This window comes from Pseudomonas sp. R15(2017) (assembly GCF_002112685.1).
Lineage (GTDB): Bacteria > Pseudomonadota > Gammaproteobacteria > Pseudomonadales > Pseudomonadaceae > Aquipseudomonas > Aquipseudomonas glycinae.
Map to the genome: position 1 here is coordinate 299271 of NZ_NEII01000003.1, position 16739 is coordinate 316009.

Sequence of the window (16739 nt, forward strand, 5' to 3'; positions counted from 1 at the left end):
TTGGGAGCGTGATAGAACAGGAAATTTCCGAAAAAGTTCGATGGTCATCCCGTTGCTGTTTGTAACACCTGCGGGTTGGCGTGGAAAAACACGTGCTCGCGCACCGGGCCGACGGCCACTTCACCGATTTCCTCGTAACCCTGACGCTTGTAGAACTCCAGGTAACGCGGGTTGCCGGTGTCGAGGATCACGCCTTGGGAGGTTTCGTCCACCGCGCACCAGTTGTGCACCGCTTGCAGCAGCTGTTCGCCAAAGTGTTTGCCCTGAAATTGGGGATGCACACCGAGCAGCGGCAGCATGTGCACCGAGTCGGTCGGCACGCAGGCTTCAACGGCAGCGTGGTATTCCAGATAACGCCGGGTGCAGCGGAAACCGGTGCTCAACACCATGCGCAAACGCCAGGCCCAACTCTCGGTAACACCCAGACGCCGCTGCGGCGGCGCGATCAGGGCGATGCCGATCAAGCGGTCGTTGACCAACAGGCCGATGGCCGGCAGATCCTGCAGGAAATGCTGTTTGACCAGCTCCCGCACCGTGGCCCGTACCCGCTGCTCGTAACCCGGACGCTCGGCTTCGAACAGGTAGGCGAAGGTCGGCTCGTGACGATAGGCCTGATAAAGAAGGGATCGCGCTTCACGGGAATAGCCGCGGTCGAGCATATGAATGTCGGCAATGGCGGTTTGGGTTTCAGGCATGACGGTGATTCTCCCCGGGGCGTGCTCGGATGGCGGCGCTCTTGTTGGTACGAACCTTTTGGTGATGGCACAGTTCCCCACAGGTATAGACCAACCAGAGATCTTCATCGACTGGTCGGGCCTCATCGCTGGCAAGCCAGCTCCCACAGGTTTTTCCTGCGTACACAAGTTTTGTGTACGACCCGGACACTGTGGGAGCCTGGCTTGCCAGCGATGGGGCCGTTACAGGCAGCGCACCTCTGACAGACCTGAATGAATCTGCTTACCCCACGCTGGCCCAGATCCTACATGTCAGCTAGCATCGCCCTTTTGCCAGGACTGCCGACCATGAAGATCGTTTCCTTCAACATCAACGGACTGCGGGCCCGTCCGCATCAGCTGGCGGCGCTGATCGAGAAGCATCAGCCGGACGTGATCGGCCTGCAGGAAACCAAGGTCCACGACGACCAGTTCCCGCTGGATGAAGTGCGGGCCCTGGGTTATCACGTGTATTTCCACGGCCAGAAAGGTCATTACGGCGTTGCCCTGCTCTCGCGCCAGGAACCGATTGCTGTGCACAAGGGCTTTGCCACCGATGAAGAAGACGCGCAGCGACGCTTCATCTGGGGCACATTCGCCGACGCCAACGGCGTGCCGGTGACGATCATGAACGGCTATTTCCCACAGGGTGAAAGCCGCGACCATCCGACCAAATTCCCCGCCAAGCAACGCTTCTACAGCGATCTGCAAGCCCTGCTGGAAAGCCAGTTCCACAATGAACAGCCACTGGTGGTGATGGGTGACGTCAACATTTCCCCGGAAGACTGCGACATCGGCATCGGCCCGGACAACATGAAGCGCTGGCTGAAAACCGGCAAATGCAGCTTCCTGCCGGAAGAGCGCGAGTGGATGGCCCGCCTGAAAAACTGGGGCCTGACCGACAGTTTCCGTCACCTGAACCCGGACGTGACCGACACGTTCAGCTGGTTCGACTACCGCAGCCGTGGTTTTGAAGACGAGCCGAAGCGCGGCCTGCGCATTGATGTGATTCTGGCGTCCCACGGTTTGCTGCCACGGGTGAAAGCCGCCGGCGTCGACTATGAACTGCGCGGGATGGAAAAGCCTTCGGACCATGCGCCGATCTGGCTGGAATTGAGCTGACCCGCTTGAAGCAGAAGATCACAGCCAGCGGTTGTGATCTTCTGCCCTGTCATCTTTCAGCAACCTCACTGACTTAATCTCCCCGGCAATCCCCTTGGCTGCAATCGGTGCCGGCATGATCCTGCGTGTTCTGTTCGTCTTTCTCCTGAGCGCCTGGCTGCAGGTTGCGGTTGCGGCGTTGCCCATTCCCGAGAACGGCCCGGTATTGCGCATTCAGGGTTCCAACACCATCGGCGCGGCGCTCGGCCCGGCGTTGGTGGAAGGCCTGCTTCACAATCAGGGGCTGTTGAAAGTCCACAGCGAAACCCCTGACACCGCCAACGAACAACGGGTCGTCGGCCTCACAGCTCAAGGCCAAAGAGTCGTGGTGGAGATCGCCGCCCACGGTTCGAGCACCGGTTTCACTGCACTCAAGAACGCCAGCGCCGACCTCGCCGCCTCGTCGCGCCCGATCAAGGACAGCGAACTGCTGAACCTGCAAGCCCGGGGCGATCTGAAAAGCCCCGATGCCGAGCAGGTTATCGCCATCGATGGCCTGGCGATCATCCTCCATCCCGACAATCCGCTGAATCAACTGAACACCGAACAACTGGCGCGGATCTTCAGTGGCGAGGCGAAGACGTGGGAAGACGTCGGCGGCAAGGGTGGGACGATTCATTTATATGCGCGGGATGATCAGTCCGGTACGTACGACACTTTCAAGGAACTTGTCCTCAGTCGTCGTGGGAAATCCCTGAGCAATGCCGCGAAACGGTTCGAATCCAGCGAGCAGTTGTCCGACGCCGTCAGTGCCGATCCGCAGGCCATCGGTTTTATCGGCCTGCCCTATGTGCGCCAGGCCAGGGCCGTGGCGATTGTCGACGGGCAATCCCAGGCGATGCTGCCACTCGCCAGCCTGATCGCCACCGAAGACTATCCACTGTCGCGGCGGCTGTTCTTCTATCTGCCGCCCGACAGCAACAATCCCTGGGCCAGGGCGTTGGTGGAGTTTGCGCAGAGCCGCCAGGGTCAGGCGATTGTCGCGGCCAACGGTTTTATCGCCCAGACCGTGCAGGCCATCGCCGTCACGCCGAATGCGCTGATGCCCGAGGGTTATCAATCCCTCAGCCGCCACGCCCAGCGTCTGACCGTGAACTTCCGATTCGAGGAAGGCAGCGCCAGCCTCGACAACAAGGCCCGCCAGGATCTGGCCCGGGTGTTCGACTATATAAAGCACCACGACAAGACCGACCGCGCGGTAACACTGGTGGGCTTCGGCGACGCCAAGGACGACCCGGCACGGGCGGATTTGCTGTCGAAGCTGCGGGCGATGGCGGTACGCCGAGAGTTGGTGAAAAACGGCGTGGTATTGCGCGAAGTGCGGGGGTTTGGCGCACTGATGCCGGTGGCAACCAACAGCGGGGATGAAGGCAGGATCAAGAATCGGCGGGTTGAGGTTTGGGTTTACTGAACCTCCCCGATCGTTCCCACGCAGAGCCGTGATCGCTCCCACGCAGTACGCTGATCGTTCCCACGCTCCGCGTGGGAATGCATACCGTGACGCTCCGCGTCACAGTGGACGCAGAGCGTCCATGGCTGCGTTACCACGCAGAGCGTGGGAACGATCAGGGCTGACGCGGAATGTCTGTAATCAGCGCTCGCTACGCAGCATTTCCTTCGGCACATACTTGCCGATCTCGAACTTGCCGATCGCCGCGCGGTGCACTTCGTCCGGGCCGTCGGCCAGACGCAGGGTACGTTGCATGGCGTACATGTAGGCCAGCGGGAAATCGTTCGACACCCCTGCCCCGCCATGAATCTGGATCGCCCGGTCAATCACCCGCAACGCGACGTTCGGTGCCACGACCTTGATCTGCGCAATCTCGCTCTTGGCGACCTTGTTACCCACGGTGTCCATCATGTACGCCGCTTTCAGGGTCAGCAGACGCGCCATGTCGATTTCCATCCGCGAGTCGGCAATCTTGTCGACGTTACCGCCCAGACGCGCCAGCGGTTTGCCGAACGCGGTGCGGCTTACCGAACGTTTGCACATCAGTTCCAGTGCGCGCTCGGCCATGCCGATCGAACGCATGCAGTGGTGAATCCGGCCTGGGCCAAGGCGACCTTGTGCAATTTCGAAGCCGCGTCCTTCACCGAGCAGGACGTTTTCGTACGGCACCCGCACGTTGTCGAACAGCACTTCGGCGTGACCGTGCGGTGCGTCGTCGTAACCGAACACCGGCAGCGGACGGATAATCTTCACGCCGGGGGTGTCGACCGGCACGAGGATCATCGAGTGCTGGGCATGACGCGGGGCGTCGGGGTTGCTCAGGCCCATGAAGATCAGGATCTTGCAGCGCGGATCGCAGGCGCCGGAGGTCCACCATTTCTTGCCGTTGATCACCCACTCGTCGCCATCGCGCACGGCACGGGCGGCCATGTTGGTGGCGTCGGAGGACGCAACGTCCGGCTCGGTCATGGCGAACGCCGAGCGAATCTCGCCGCGCAGCAGCGGTTCGAGCCAGCGCTGTTTCTGTTCTTCGTTGGCGTAACGCACCAGCACTTCCATGTTGCCGGTGTCGGGTGCCGAGCAGTTGAATGGCTCGGGACCGAGCAGCGAACGGCCCATGATTTCCGCCAATGGCGCGTATTCGAGGTTGGTCAGGCCAGCACCCAGCTCCGACTCAGGCAGAAACAAATTCCACAGACCTTCGGCCTTGGCCTTGGCCTTGAGTTCTTCCATGATCGCCGTCGGCTGCCAGCGATCGCCTTCGGCAACCTGGCGTTCGAACACGGCTTCGGCCGGGTAAACGTAAGTGTCCATGAACGCGGTCACGCGCTCACGCAGTTCTTGCACCTTGGGCGAATAAGCGAAATCCATGAGCAATTACCTTTTTTCGGCAGGTTGTTTAAGTCATGCAATCGATGCTAGAACAGCGTTGATAATTTACCTAGCCTATTCTCGGCGTGTATAAACATTCATCACCGATATATGATTGGTTGATTTTCCTGGCCGCCCTGACCCGCGCCATTCACCTATAACAAGAGAGCCGCGTAATGAATCTGAGCAAGGTCGACCTCAACCTTTTCATCGTCTTCGACGCGATCTACACCGAAGCCAACCTGACCCGCGCCGGGCAGATTGTCGGCATTACCCAGCCTGCGGTGTCCAACGCCTTGGCGCGGTTGCGCGAAACCTTCAACGACCCGCTCTTCGTACGCACCGCCCAGGGCATGGTGCCGACGCCCATGGCGCAGAACATCATCGGCCCGGTGCGCAATGCGCTGTCGCTGCTGCGGGTATCGGTTCAGGAAAGCCGCATTTTCAACCCCTCGCAAGCGGTCAAGACCTACCGCATCAGCATGACTGACCTGACCGAAGCGGTGATTCTGCCGCCGCTGTTCCAGCGTCTGCGTCGTCTGGCGCCGACTGTGATCATCGAAAGCTTTCTGTCCAAACGCCGGGAAACCACCAAGGAACTGGCTGCCGGGCGTCTCGACTTTGCCGTGGATGCGCCACTCAACACCGACCCGCAGGTGCGCCACGTCAAGCTGATGGAAGACCGTTACGTCTGCGCGATGCGCAAGGGTCATCCGCTGGCGACCAAGGAAAAATTCACCCTCGACGATTACCTGTCGCTGACCCACATTCATATTTCCAGCCGCCGCAGTGGCCTGGGCCACGTCGATCTGGCCCTGGGCAAAATGGGCATCCAGCGCAAGATCGCCCTGCGCTCGCAGCACTATCTGATGGCGTCCCAGGTGTTGCAGCAGACCGACATGGTGATGACCGTGCCGGAGCGGTTCGCCCGGCGCCATGACCTGCATGCGTTCAATCTGCCGGTCAACGATGTGCCGCCGGTGGAAACCCATTTGTACTGGCACGAAAGCACCGATCAGGACCCGGCCAACCGCTGGATGCGCGAGCAGATGATCGAGTTGTGCCAGCAAGTGACAGCGCACGAGAAGAAGCTCGACAAGCTGCAGACGCCCGCTACTTGACGTAAACGTCAACCTGACATTAGCTTAGCGCCAAGACCCTTCTTCGAGCGCTTTCATGAGCAGCCAGACCTACAGCATTTCCGACCTCGCCCGCGAGCTGGACATCACCACCCGGGCGATCCGCTTCTACGAAGAACAAGGCCTGCTCAGCCCCGAGCGCCGAGGCCAGGAACGCATCTATTCGCCGCGCGACAAGGTCAGTCTGAAGCTGATCCTGCGGGGCAAGCGCATCGGTTTTTCCCTGGCCGAGTGCCGCGAACTGATCGAGCTCTACGACCCCTCCAGCGGTAACACCAAACAACTCAACAGCATGCTGGCGAAAATCAGCGAGCGCCGGGCACAGCTTGAACAGCAACTGCTGGACATCGAACAGATGAAGCTGGAACTCGACACCGCCGAAGAACGTTGCGTGCAGGCGCTGGAGCAGACGCTCAAGAGCCAGCAAGTCGCGCAGTAACAGCCACAATTCATCTCCTGTGGGAGCGGGCTTGCCCGCGAATGCGGTGTTTCAGAATCAGATTTGTCGACTGACACTCCGCCTTCGCGAGCAAGCCCGCTCCCACAAGGGGTTCCGCAGGAATTCAAAGAGCAGGTCAACACCATGTCCCTCCCCTCCCAAGTACGCCTGATCGAAGTCGGCCCGCGTGACGGCCTGCAGAACGAAGCCCAGCCCATCAGCGTCGCCGACAAGGTGCAACTGGTCGACGCGCTGAGCGCCGCCGGTCTCGGCTATATAGAAGTCGGCAGTTTCGTCTCGCCCAAGTGGGTACCGCAGATGGCCGGTTCCGCTGATGTATTCGCGCAGATCCAGCGCAAGCCCGGCGTGACCTATGGCGCGCTGGCGCCGAACCTGCGCGGTTTTGAGGATGCGCTGGCCGCCGGGGTCAAGGAAGTCGCGGTGTTTGCCGCTGCGTCCGAAGCCTTTTCGCAGCGCAACATCAATTGCTCGATCAGCGAAAGCCTGGCGCGGTTCGCGCCGATCATGGAATCGGCGAAACAGCACGGCGTTACCGTGCGCGGTTACGTGTCCTGCGTGCTCGGCTGCCCTTATGAAGGCGAGGTCGCCCCGGAACAAGTGGCCATGGTCGCCCGCGAGCTGTACGCGATGGGCTGCTACGAAGTATCGCTGGGTGACACCATCGGTACCGGCACCGCGGGCGCGACCCGCCGGCTGTTCGAAGTGGTTTCGAATCAGGTGCCACGCGAAAAACTCGCCGGCCACTTCCACGACACCTACGGCCAGGCCATGGCCAACATCTACGCCAGCCTGCTGGAAGGCATCGCGGTGTTCGACAGCTCGATCGCCGGCCTCGGCGGCTGCCCGTACGCCAAGGGCGCCAGCGGTAACGTCGCCACCGAAGACGTGGTGTACCTGCTCAACGGCCTAGGCATCGAGACCGGTATCGACCTCGACGCCTTGATTGCCGCCGGCCAACAGATCAGCGCCGTGCTGGGCCGCCCGACCGGTTCGCGCGTGGCCAAGGCCCGTAGCGCACAGTGAGGGGATGGTGTTACCGCCGAGCGTGAAACGTGGGCACAAGCGAGTAACACGGAAACAGATTGTCTGGTTTTGCCCGAAGGAAAAATCCTTCAAAAAACTCAAACCATTGATTTACAAGGGTTTCTAAAAGTTGGCACGGCTTCTGCTATCTCTATGGCATAACAAGAATAAAAAGCAGCAAACCAATAAAAATAAGACGTACCGACTCTGACATAACAAAAACAACACGGCAGAGACGCAGCTAACAGATTTTTTTGGAGAAGGTGTGCTTTTCAGGGTATTCCTCGGAATGACCCGCAACCGGGCAGAGAACAATAAAACTACCTTCAGGTAGCTCCCGAATCGGTTGGATCGTTAGACGAGAAAGCAGATCAGCGCTCAAAAAAATACGTTTGCTCTTGACCCCGGATGGGGGTCGCCAAAAACAGCGGTAAAGGGCCACGGTTGCCAAAAACAACAACAGACCGCCCCTCAATAATAAAAAAGAGCACGCGACGACAAAATTAAAGGGGAGCTTCGGCTCCCCTTTGTGCTGTCTGGCGTTCTGAAATTGTCCGCAACGGAACTCCTCCCCCATCTCGATCTTCCTGCAAGCGCTTACTCGGCATGATCTCAATAAGGCAATTGATGCCGTGCCTCAACATCCAGCCCCACATACAAGTAATCCCAACAAAAACACGGTGGGTTCACGGCTTTCGCTGTGTGTAAACACGACGCCGCATGCGCGTTTAAATTACACGAACCGTTACGCCATAAGGGCTACAACACCTTGCGTCGTTGCCTACGCGTACGCCAGAATCCGCCGGCTTACGCGGCTATGGGGTGGGCTATATCGTTTCCCTGTCACTGAAAAACAGTGATCGGGTTTGGTAGCCCGTCTGTAATAGCTGTATGGCAACACCGTATGCAGGCCCTTTTGGGGGCTCTGTTTTATGGTGGTCATGCGTGGGGCTCATTCGTGAGCGCCGGGTTCCTATTGCAGCCGGTCTACCAGCCCGCGTATGGCCGCCACCCATCGTTTGGTAGCGTGGGTGATGGCTCCTTGACATCTGCGATAGGAGTTACACGTATGTTCAAAGCCACACCAAACCCACCAGATACCGATTCAATCCCCTACGACGCCGCACTGGAAGCCGAAAACATAAAAACGGCAACCGAGCGGGCGATCAATCATTACCTCGATCCTGGGGCGCAGAAGACGTCCAAGCCATCGCGCAAGCCCGGAAAGATCTATCTGGTCAATCCAACAATGGATGACGAAACGCTGCTGGTCGAAGCGTGCGAAACGCTGTCGTCGGCCAGTGACATGGCTCGGGACCTCGGCGACACCGTCGATCCGTCGCAGCGCAAGGCGATGCAGATTCTGCAGCAGGTCATCATGCTGAGTGAGCTGCTGGTCAATCGTGTGCTGGATAACCATCACGTCTCGCGGTAGTTGCCGCCTCGGTGAGGGGTTTGTCCCCTCACCGCCTGGCAGCCGTCTATAAAAACCCTCAAGCGACTCTTTCTGGAGTTCCAGCTGATGTCCAAGACCGTCATTCCACCGTTAGAAGATCCGGTGTCCCCCTACGAATTTCCCGATTCAAGAAAACTCCACGACGCGGCCGAACGCGCCCTCGACTATTACTTGCCCCCCGCAGCCAAGATCATGGCCACGCCCTACACCCCAAACGACATGTTCAGGGTCAACCCGCAAACCGACACGGAGTCATTGCTGGCCAACGCCTGCGAATCCCTGGCTTCAGCCACGGTCATGCTCGGTGACTTTGCCGGCCTGCTGGAAGGGCCGAACCGCAAGACCCTTTTGGGCATTGCGCAAGTGGTGATGTTGGGCGAGTTGGCGGTTAATCAGGCGTTGGAAAATGTAGAAGTAAAGCAATAAGCGCCGCTTTCGAAGCCAGGATCCGCGGCCTGGCTTCGAAAGCTCTAATCGTCAGCCCTCGTTGCTACGTAACTCCTCGATACTGATCTCACGCATCCGGAATTTCTGGATCTTGCCCGTCACAGTCATCGGAAATTCCTCGACGAACTTGAAGTACCGCGGCGTCTTGAAGTGAGCGATGCGCTCCTTGCACCACGCTTGCAGCTCTTGTTCGGTCGCGCTGTGGCCGGGATGGAATTTGATCCAGGCGACGATTTCCTCGCCGTAGCGCGAGCAAGGAATGCCGATCACCTGCACGTCCGCCACCGCTGGATGGGTGAAGAAGAACTCTTCCAGTTCACGCGGGTAAATGTTTTCGCCGCCACGGATGATCATGTCCTTGTTACGCCCGGCGATGCACACGTAACCCTCGTCGTTCATGCTCGCCAGGTCGCCGGTGTGCATCCAGCCTGCCGCGTCGATGGCTTCGGCGGTGGCATTCGGGTTGTTCCAGTAGCCGAGCATCACGCTGTAGCCACGGGTGCACAGCTCGCCGATGGTGCCGCGCGGCACTGGATTGCCAGCCTCGTCGATGATTTTGCTTTCGAGTTGTGGCTGGGTGCGGCCGACGGTGGTGACGCGCAGTTCCAGTTCGTCGGATGGCCCGGTCTGCAGGGACACGGGGCTGGTTTCGGTCATGCCGTAGGCGATCTGCACTTCGCTCATGTGCATTTCGTTGATGACGCGACGCATCACTTCGATTGGGCAGGTGGCGCCGGCCATGATCCCGGTGCGCAGGGTCGACAGGTCGAATTCGGCGCGTTGTGGCTGATCGAGCATAGCGATGAACATGGTCGGCACGCCGTACAGCGCGGTGGCCTTTTCTTCGGCGACGGTGCTCAGGGTCAGCAGCGGATCGAAGGCATCGTTGGGATAAATCATCGTGCTGCCGTGGGTAATACAGCCGAGGTTGCCCATGACCATGCCGAAGCAGTGATACAACGGCACCGGGATCACCAGGCGATCAGCGGCGGTCAGGCCGAGGCTTTCGCCGACCATGTAACCGTTGTTGAGGATGTTGTAGTGACTGAGGGTCGCGCCCTTGGGGAAACCGGTGGTGCCGGAGGTGTACTGGATGTTGACCGGTTGATCGAAGTGCAGGCTGTCGCTGCGTTCACGCAATTGTTCTGGAGAGACACTGGCGGCCAGATCTGCCAGTTGCGACCACGGGAGAAAACCCGAAGGCGGCTGGGGATCAAGACTGATCAACCCGCGCAGCTCCGGCAGACGTTCGCTGCGCAGTTCGCCGATGGATTGCTCGGCCAGTTCCGGCAGCAAGCCTTGCAGCATGCCGTGATAGTTCGAAGATTTGAAGGCGCCGGCGCAGACCAGCCATTGGCAACCGGATTGTTTGAGCACGTATTCGAGTTCAGAGCTGCGGTAGGCCGGGTTGATGTTGACCAGGATCACGCCGAGCTTCGCGGTGGCAAACTGAGTGATGCACCACTGCGCGCAATTCGGTGCCCAGATGCCGAGCCGGTCACCGGCCTGCAAACCCAACGCCAGCAGCGCTCTGGCATGCACGTTCACCGCGTCGGCCAGTTGCCGCCAGGTATACCGCAGCTGCTGATGACGCACCACCAGCGCCTCGCCGTCCGGGTACTGCGCGACGGTCTCGTCGAACTTCTGCCCGATGGTCATCGCCAGCAAGGCTTTGTCCTGGGAACCACGGGTGTAGCTGCGCTGCGGGTTTGCACTGGGTTGATCCATGACGACCCCTATTGTCTTTATTAGCGGGTGTTGGAACGGAGCTACGGCGGCTCCGACCATTCAGAACTGGCTCTACTCTCGCTCAAGTTGACGTTAACGTAAAGGGTGATTGACAGCCATTCGTCACAGGCTTACGTTAACGTAAAGGTGAGAACTGAACGCCCTTCTCCCCACCCTACAAAAAAGCCAAAAGGTGACCCATGAGCTACCCATCCCTGAACTTTGCCCTCGGCGAAACCATTGACATGCTGCGCGATCAGGTTCAGTCCTTCGTTGCCAAGGAGATCGCCCCGCGTGCCGCGCAGATCGACAGCGACAACCTGTTCCCCGCTGATCTGTGGCGCAAGTTCGGTGACATGGGCCTGCTCGGCATCACCGTACCGGAAGAGTACGGCGGCGCTGGTCTGGGTTACCTGGCGCACGTGGTGGCGATGGAAGAAATCAGCCGTGGCTCGGCCTCGGTGGCGTTGTCCTACGGCGCCCACTCCAACCTCTGCGTGAACCAGATCAACCGCAATGGCAACCACGAACAGAAAGCCAAATACCTGCCAAAACTGATCAGCGGCGAACACGTCGGTGCCCTCGCCATGAGCGAGCCGAACGCCGGTTCCGACGTGGTCTCGATGAAACTGCGCGCCGATAAACGCGGCGACCGTTTCGTGCTCAACGGCAGCAAGACCTGGATCACTAACGGCCCCGACGCCAACACCTACGTGATCTACGCCAAGACCGACCTGGAAAAGGGCCCGCACGGCATCACCGCATTCATCGTCGAGCGCGACTGGAAAGGCTTCAGCCGCAGCAACAAGTTCGACAAGCTCGGCATGCGCGGCTCCAACACTTGCGAGCTGTTCTTCGATGACGTCGAAGTGCCGGAAGAAAACATCCTCGGCGTGCTCAACGGCGGCGTGAAAGTGCTGATGAGCGGCCTCGATTACGAACGCGTCGTGCTGTCCGGTGGCCCGACCGGGATCATGCAGTCGTGCATGGACTTGATCGTGCCGTACATCCACGACCGCAAGCAGTTCGGCCAGAGCATCGGCGAGTTCCAGCTGATCCAGGGCAAGGTCGCCGACATGTACACCCAGCTCAATGCCAGCCGCGCCTACCTCTACGCTGTGGCCCAGGCCTGCGAACGCAACGAGACCACGCGCAAGGACGCCGCCGGCGTAATCCTCTACACCGCCGAACGCGCTACGCAAATGGCCCTGGATGCGATCCAGATTCTCGGCGGCAACGGCTACATCAACGAATTCCCTGCCGGCCGTCTGCTGCGTGACGCCAAGTTGTACGAAATCGGCGCTGGCACCAGTGAGATCCGTCGCATGCTGATCGGCCGCGAACTGTTCAACGAAACCCGCTAAACGGAGCTGTCCATGGCTATCCTGCATACCCAGCTCAACCCTCGTTCAGCGGAGTTCGCCGCCAACAGCGCGGCGATGCTCAAACAGGTCGACGCCCTGCACACCCTGCTCGCCCAAGTGACCCAGGGCGGCGGCGCGAAAGCTCAGGAACGTCACACCTCACGCGGCAAACTGCTGCCCCGTGAGCGGATCAACCGCTTGCTCGATCCGGGCTCGCCGTTTCTGGAAATCAGCCAGTTGGCCGCCCACGCCGTGTATGGCGAAGACGTGCCGGCCGCTGGCGTGATTGCCGGGATCGGCCGCGTGGAAGGCGTCGAATGCATGATCGTCGCCAACGACGCGACGGTGAAAGGTGGCTCGTACTACCCGCTGACCGTGAAGAAACACCTGCGTGCCCAGACCATCGCCCAGCAAAACCGTCTGCCATGCATTTATCTGGTCGACTCGGGCGGCGCCAACCTGCCGCGCCAGGACGAAGTGTTCCCGGACCGCGAGCACTTCGGGCGGATCTTCTTCAATCAGGCCAACATGAGCGCCATGGGCATTCCGCAGATTGCCGTGGTCATGGGTTCCTGCACCGCTGGCGGCGCCTACGTGCCGGCGATGGCCGACGAAGCGATCATGGTGCGCAATCAGGCGACGATTTTCCTCGCCGGCCCGCCGCTGGTGAAAGCCGCGACCGGTGAAGTGGTCAGCGCCGAAGACCTCGGCGGGGCCGATGTGCACTGCAAGACTTCCGGGGTCGCTGACCATTACGCCGAAAGCGATGAGCACGCCCTCGCCCTCGCCCGCCGCAGCGTCGCAAACCTCAACTGGCGCAAGCTCGGCGAAGTGCAGCAGCGCGCGCCGATTGCGCCGCTGTACGCCAGCGATGAGTTGTACGGCGTGGTGTCGGCGGACGCCAAGCAGCCGTTCGATGTGCGCGAAGTGATTGCGCGACTGGTCGACGGTTCGGTGTTCGATGAATTCAAAGCTTTGTTCGGCACCACGCTGGTGTGCGGTTTCGCTCATCTGCATGGCTACCCGATCGCGATCCTCGCCAACAACGGCATCCTGTTCGCCGAAGCCGCGCAGAAAGGCGCGCACTTCATCGAACTGGCCTGCCAACGCGGGATTCCGCTGCTGTTTCTGCAGAACATCACAGGCTTCATGGTCGGCCAGAAATATGAGGCCGGCGGCATCGCCAAACACGGCGCCAAACTGGTGACCGCCGTGGCGTGCGCCAAGGTGCCGAAATTCACCGTGATCATCGGCGGCAGCTTCGGTGCCGGTAACTACGGCATGTGCGGGCGGGCGTACGATCCGCGTTTCCTGTGGATGTGGCCGAACGCGCGGATCGGCGTGATGGGCGCCGAACAGGCGGCCGGCGTGCTGGTTCAGGTCAAGCGCGAGCAGGCCGAACGCAGCGGTCAGGCGTTCAGCGCCGAGCAGGAAAGCGAGATCAAGCAACCGATTCTCGACCAGTACGAAGAACAGGGTCACCCCTACTACTCCAGCGCACGGCTGTGGGACGACGGCGTCATCGACCCGGCGCAGACCCGCGATGTACTGGCCCTGGCCTTGTCCGCGTCGTTGAACGCGCCTATCGAACCGAGCCGCTTCGGCGTGTTCCGGATGTGATCGGGAGAACCTCATGAGCGACTTCAACACCCTCGAATTGCACAGCGACCCACGGGGTTTCGCGACCCTGTGGCTGAGCCGCGAAGAAAAGAACAACGCGTTCAACGCCGAGATGATCCGCGAACTGATCCTGGCTTTGGACAAGGTCGCCAGCGACGTCAGCCTGCGTTTCCTGCTGGTGCGCGGACGCGGCAAACACTTCAGCGCCGGCGCCGATCTGGCGTGGATGCAGCAATCGGCCGAACTCGATTACCACACCAACCTCGACGACGCCCGGGAACTGGCGGAGCTGATGTACAACCTCGCCAAACTGAAAATCCCGACCGTGGCCGTGGTGCAAGGCGCGGCGTTCGGTGGCGCGCTGGGCCTGATCAGTTGCTGCGACATGGCGATTGGCGCCGATGACGCGCAGTTCTGTCTGTCGGAAGTGCGCATTGGCCTGGCGCCAGCGGTGATCAGCCCGTTCGTGGTGCAAGCCATCGGCGAACGGGCGGCGCGGCGTTATGCGCTGACGGCCGAACGTTTCGGCGGGCAGCGGGCGCGGGAAATCGGTTTGTTGTCGGAAAGCTATCCAGCGACCGAGCTTGAACAGAAAGTCGAGCAATGGATCGACAACCTGCTGCTCAACAGCCCCGCCGCCATGCGCGCCAGCAAGGATCTGCTGCGTGAAGTCGGCAACGGCGCGCTGACGCCGGCCCTGCGTCGCTACACCGAAAACGCCATCGCCCGCATCCGCGTCAGCCCGGAAGGCCAGGAAGGCTTGCGGGCCTTTTTGCAGAAACGTGCGCCGAGCTGGCAAGCCGCAACCACCACCAAGGAGCCGCGTTGATGAGCGCACCTGTTCTCACCACCCTGCTGGTGGCCAACCGTGGCGAAATCGCTTGCCGGGTCATGCGTACCGCCAAGGCGCTGGGCATGACCACCGTCGCCGTACACAGCGCCACCGACCGCGAAGCGCGGCACAGTCGTGAAGCGGATATCCGCGTCGATCTGGGCGGCAGCAAAGCGGCCGACAGCTATCTGCAAATCGACAAACTGATCGCGGCGGCCAAGGCCAGCGGCGCTCAGGCGATTCATCCGGGGTATGGCTTTCTGTCGGAGAACGCCGGGTTTGCCCGCGCCATCGAAGCCGCCGGCCTGATTTTCCTCGGCCCGCCCGCCTCGGCCATCGATGCGATGGGCAGCAAATCCGCCGCCAAGGCATTGATGGAAACTGCCGGCGTGCCGCTGGTGCCGGGTTATCACGGCGAGGCTCAGGATCTTGATACCTTCCGCGATGCTTGCGAACGCATCGGTTATCCGGTGCTGCTCAAAGCCACAGCCGGCGGTGGCGGTAAAGGTATGAAAGTTGTCGAGGACGTCAGCCAATTGGCTGAAGCGCTGGCCTCGGCTCAGCGTGAAGCGCAGTCCTCGTTCGGCGATTCGCGGATGCTGGTGGAAAAATACCTGCTCAAGCCGCGTCACGTGGAAATCCAGGTGTTCGCCGATCAGCATGGCAATTGCCTGTACCTGAATGAGCGCGACTGCTCGATTCAGCGTCGGCACCAGAAGGTCGTCGAAGAGGCGCCGGCACCGGGCCTCAGTCCGGAACTGCGTCGGGCGATGGGTGAAGCGGCTGTGCGTTCGGCGCAGGCTATCGGTTACGTCGGCGCCGGCACGGTGGAGTTTCTGCTGGATGCTCGCGGCGAGTTCTTCTTCATGGAAATGAACACGCGGCTACAGGTCGAACACCCGGTCACCGAAGCCATCACCGGGCTCGATCTGGTGGCCTGGCAGATTCGCGTCGCCCGTGGCGAAGCGTTGCCGATCACTCAGGATCAAGTGCCGCTGAACGGGCATGCAATTGAAGTGCGGTTGTATGCGGAAGATCCGTCGAATGATTTTCTGCCGGCGACCGGGCGTCTGGATCTGTATCGAGAATCCGCCGCAGGACCGGGGCGCCGTGTGGACAGCGGTGTTGAGGAAGGCGACGAGATTTCACCGTTCTATGACCCGATGCTCGGCAAGCTGATTGCCTGGGGCGAAGATCGTGAGCAGGCGCGTTTACGGCTGCTGAGCATGCTCGACGAGTTTGCGATTGGCGGGTTGAAGACCAACATCAACTTCCTGCGGCGGATCATCGGGCATCCGGCGTTTGCGGCGGCGGAACTGGATACCGGGTTCATTCCGCGTTATCAGGATCAGTTGCTGCCAGCGCCTGCTGCGCTGAGCGATGAATTTTGGAATGCGGCGGCGCAGGCTTTTGCGCAGAGCCTGCCGGAGACGGCTCGGTCGGATGATCCCGCTTCGCCTTGGGCGCTACACAGTGGTTTGCGCGCGGGGTTGCCACGTGAAATCGCACTCCACTTGAGTTGCGAGGGGCAGGATCGGGCGTTGACGCTCGGCGCTGGCGGCAATGCAAAACTGATCGGCGAACAACTGGTGGTCGAGCACGATGGGCTGCGCCGACAACTGCGTGCGATTCGTCGTGGAGAGGTTCTGTTTCTGCAATGGGACGGCGAGCTGCGACGCGTTGAAACGTACGACCCGATCAGCGCTGTCGAAGCCAGTCATAGCCATCAGGGTGGTCTGACAGCGCCAATGAACGGCAGCATCGTTCGAGTGTTGGTGGAGGCCGGGCAATCGGTTGAAGCCGGGGCGCAATTGGTGGTGCTGGAAGCGATGAAGATGGAGCACAGCATCCGCGCGCCCCATGCCGGCGTGATCAAGGCGCTGTATTGCCAGGAAGGCGAAATGGTCAGCGAAGGCAGTGCACTGGTCGAACTGGAAGAAGCTTGAAAGGTGGATCGATCCTACGCTTGGCGAGG

14 protein-coding genes are annotated in these 16739 nt (G+C 60.6%); 11 read left to right on the forward strand and 3 right to left on the reverse strand.

The genetic code is table 11. From position 1 onward, the window contains the following. Positions 1–44: 44 nt before the first annotated feature. The gene (locus CAF77_RS08290; RefSeq protein WP_064380744.1) at positions 45–695 is read right to left on the reverse strand and encodes an N-acetyltransferase; all 651 of its coding nucleotides are present in this window, start codon (positions 693–695) and stop codon (positions 45–47) included. A gap of 327 nt (positions 696–1022) precedes the next feature. Here CAF77_RS08290 and xthA point away from each other — a divergent pair, with 327 nt between their 5' ends. Both xthA and CAF77_RS08300 read left to right on the forward strand, forming a co-directional pair. Then, positions 1023–1835, forward strand: a complete 813-nt coding sequence (gene xthA, locus CAF77_RS08295; RefSeq protein WP_064380745.1) for an exodeoxyribonuclease III — start codon at positions 1023–1025, stop codon at positions 1833–1835. A 115-nt stretch (positions 1836–1950) separates the two neighbouring features. After that, positions 1951–3285 (forward strand): substrate-binding domain-containing protein, encoded by a 1335-nt coding sequence (locus tag CAF77_RS08300; RefSeq protein ID WP_064384076.1) that lies wholly within the window; start codon positions 1951–1953, stop codon positions 3283–3285. A 180-nt stretch (positions 3286–3465) separates the two neighbouring features. On the opposite strand, the gene CAF77_RS08305 is transcribed toward CAF77_RS08300, so the two are convergent. Then, on the reverse strand, positions 3466–4695 hold the full coding sequence (locus CAF77_RS08305) for an acyl-CoA dehydrogenase (RefSeq protein ID WP_011334996.1): 1230 nt from the start codon (positions 4693–4695) through the stop codon (positions 3466–3468). Between the two features lie 176 nt (positions 4696–4871). Here CAF77_RS08305 and CAF77_RS08310 point away from each other — a divergent pair, with 176 nt between their 5' ends. The 5 genes from CAF77_RS08310 (at position 4872) to CAF77_RS08335 (ending at position 9199) form a co-directional block, all read left to right on the forward strand. Then, entirely contained in the window at positions 4872–5816 is a 945-nt protein-coding gene (locus CAF77_RS08310; RefSeq protein WP_064380747.1) for a LysR family transcriptional regulator, read from the forward strand. A gap of 55 nt (positions 5817–5871) precedes the next feature. Next, a complete protein-coding gene (locus CAF77_RS08315; protein ID WP_039767497.1) occupies positions 5872–6273 on the forward strand; it encodes a MerR family DNA-binding transcriptional regulator in 402 nt (133 codons plus the stop codon). 144 nt (positions 6274–6417) lie between these two features. Beyond that, the gene (locus tag CAF77_RS08320) at positions 6418–7317 is read left to right on the forward strand and encodes a hydroxymethylglutaryl-CoA lyase (RefSeq protein ID WP_064380750.1); all 900 of its coding nucleotides are present in this window, start codon (positions 6418–6420) and stop codon (positions 7315–7317) included. A gap of 1069 nt (positions 7318–8386) precedes the next feature. Then, positions 8387–8752 carry a DUF6124 family protein gene (locus CAF77_RS08330; RefSeq protein ID WP_064380754.1) on the forward strand — a complete coding sequence of 122 codons (366 nt, stop codon included), beginning with the start codon at positions 8387–8389 and terminating at the stop codon, positions 8750–8752. Between the two features lie 87 nt (positions 8753–8839). Further along, a complete protein-coding gene (locus CAF77_RS08335; RefSeq protein ID WP_064380755.1) occupies positions 8840–9199 on the forward strand; it encodes a DUF6124 family protein in 360 nt (119 codons plus the stop codon). A gap of 51 nt (positions 9200–9250) precedes the next feature. On the opposite strand, the gene CAF77_RS08340 is transcribed toward CAF77_RS08335, so the two are convergent. Then, a complete protein-coding gene (locus tag CAF77_RS08340) occupies positions 9251–10948 on the reverse strand; it encodes an AMP-binding protein (protein WP_085654291.1) in 1698 nt (565 codons plus the stop codon). 200 nt (positions 10949–11148) lie between these two features. On the opposite strand from CAF77_RS08340, the gene CAF77_RS08345 reads away from it, so the two are divergent. Genes CAF77_RS08345 through CAF77_RS08360 form a run of 4 tightly spaced genes read left to right on the forward strand, consistent with a single transcriptional unit; the run spans position 11149 to position 16710 of the window. After that, positions 11149–12312, forward strand: a complete 1164-nt coding sequence (locus CAF77_RS08345; RefSeq protein WP_039767508.1) for an isovaleryl-CoA dehydrogenase — start codon at positions 11149–11151, stop codon at positions 12310–12312. Positions 12313–12324: 12 nt separating this feature from the next. Beyond that, a complete protein-coding gene (locus CAF77_RS08350) occupies positions 12325–13932 on the forward strand; it encodes a carboxyl transferase domain-containing protein (protein ID WP_064380759.1) in 1608 nt (535 codons plus the stop codon). Between the two features lie 13 nt (positions 13933–13945). Then, positions 13946–14761, forward strand: a complete 816-nt coding sequence (locus tag CAF77_RS08355; RefSeq protein ID WP_064380760.1) for a gamma-carboxygeranoyl-CoA hydratase — start codon at positions 13946–13948, stop codon at positions 14759–14761. After that, entirely contained in the window at positions 14761–16710 is a 1950-nt protein-coding gene (locus tag CAF77_RS08360; protein ID WP_064380762.1) for an acetyl/propionyl/methylcrotonyl-CoA carboxylase subunit alpha, read from the forward strand. Before CAF77_RS08355 ends, CAF77_RS08360 begins: the two co-directional genes overlap by 1 nt. Positions 16711–16739: the final 29 nt, after the last annotated feature.

What these genes read in the sequence shown, in the direction of transcription:
- CAF77_RS08315 (WP_039767497.1), top strand. Translation starts at nt 5,872, where the DNA reads ATGAGCAGCCAGACCTACAGCATTTCCGACCTCGCCCGCGAGCTGGAC.
- CAF77_RS08350 (WP_064380759.1), top strand. Translation starts at nt 12,325, where the DNA reads ATGGCTATCCTGCATACCCAGCTCAACCCTCGTTCAGCGGAGTTCGCC.
- CAF77_RS08360 (WP_064380762.1), top strand. Translation starts at nt 14,761, where the DNA reads ATGAGCGCACCTGTTCTCACCACCCTGCTGGTGGCCAACCGTGGCGAA.
- CAF77_RS08320 (WP_064380750.1), top strand. Translation starts at nt 6,418, where the DNA reads ATGTCCCTCCCCTCCCAAGTACGCCTGATCGAAGTCGGCCCGCGTGAC.
- CAF77_RS08335 (WP_064380755.1), top strand. Translation starts at nt 8,840, where the DNA reads ATGTCCAAGACCGTCATTCCACCGTTAGAAGATCCGGTGTCCCCCTAC.
- CAF77_RS08300 (WP_064384076.1), top strand. Translation starts at nt 1,951, where the DNA reads ATGATCCTGCGTGTTCTGTTCGTCTTTCTCCTGAGCGCCTGGCTGCAG.
- xthA (WP_064380745.1), top strand. Translation starts at nt 1,023, where the DNA reads ATGAAGATCGTTTCCTTCAACATCAACGGACTGCGGGCCCGTCCGCAT.
- CAF77_RS08355 (WP_064380760.1), top strand. Translation starts at nt 13,946, where the DNA reads ATGAGCGACTTCAACACCCTCGAATTGCACAGCGACCCACGGGGTTTC.
- CAF77_RS08345 (WP_039767508.1), top strand. Translation starts at nt 11,149, where the DNA reads ATGAGCTACCCATCCCTGAACTTTGCCCTCGGCGAAACCATTGACATG.
- CAF77_RS08305 (WP_011334996.1), bottom strand. Translation starts at nt 4,695, where the DNA reads ATGGATTTCGCTTATTCGCCCAAGGTGCAAGAACTGCGTGAGCGCGTG.
- CAF77_RS08290 (WP_064380744.1), bottom strand. Translation starts at nt 695, where the DNA reads ATGCCTGAAACCCAAACCGCCATTGCCGACATTCATATGCTCGACCGC.
- CAF77_RS08310 (WP_064380747.1), top strand. Translation starts at nt 4,872, where the DNA reads ATGAATCTGAGCAAGGTCGACCTCAACCTTTTCATCGTCTTCGACGCG.
- CAF77_RS08330 (WP_064380754.1), top strand. Translation starts at nt 8,387, where the DNA reads ATGTTCAAAGCCACACCAAACCCACCAGATACCGATTCAATCCCCTAC.
- CAF77_RS08340 (WP_085654291.1), bottom strand. Translation starts at nt 10,948, where the DNA reads ATGGATCAACCCAGTGCAAACCCGCAGCGCAGCTACACCCGTGGTTCC.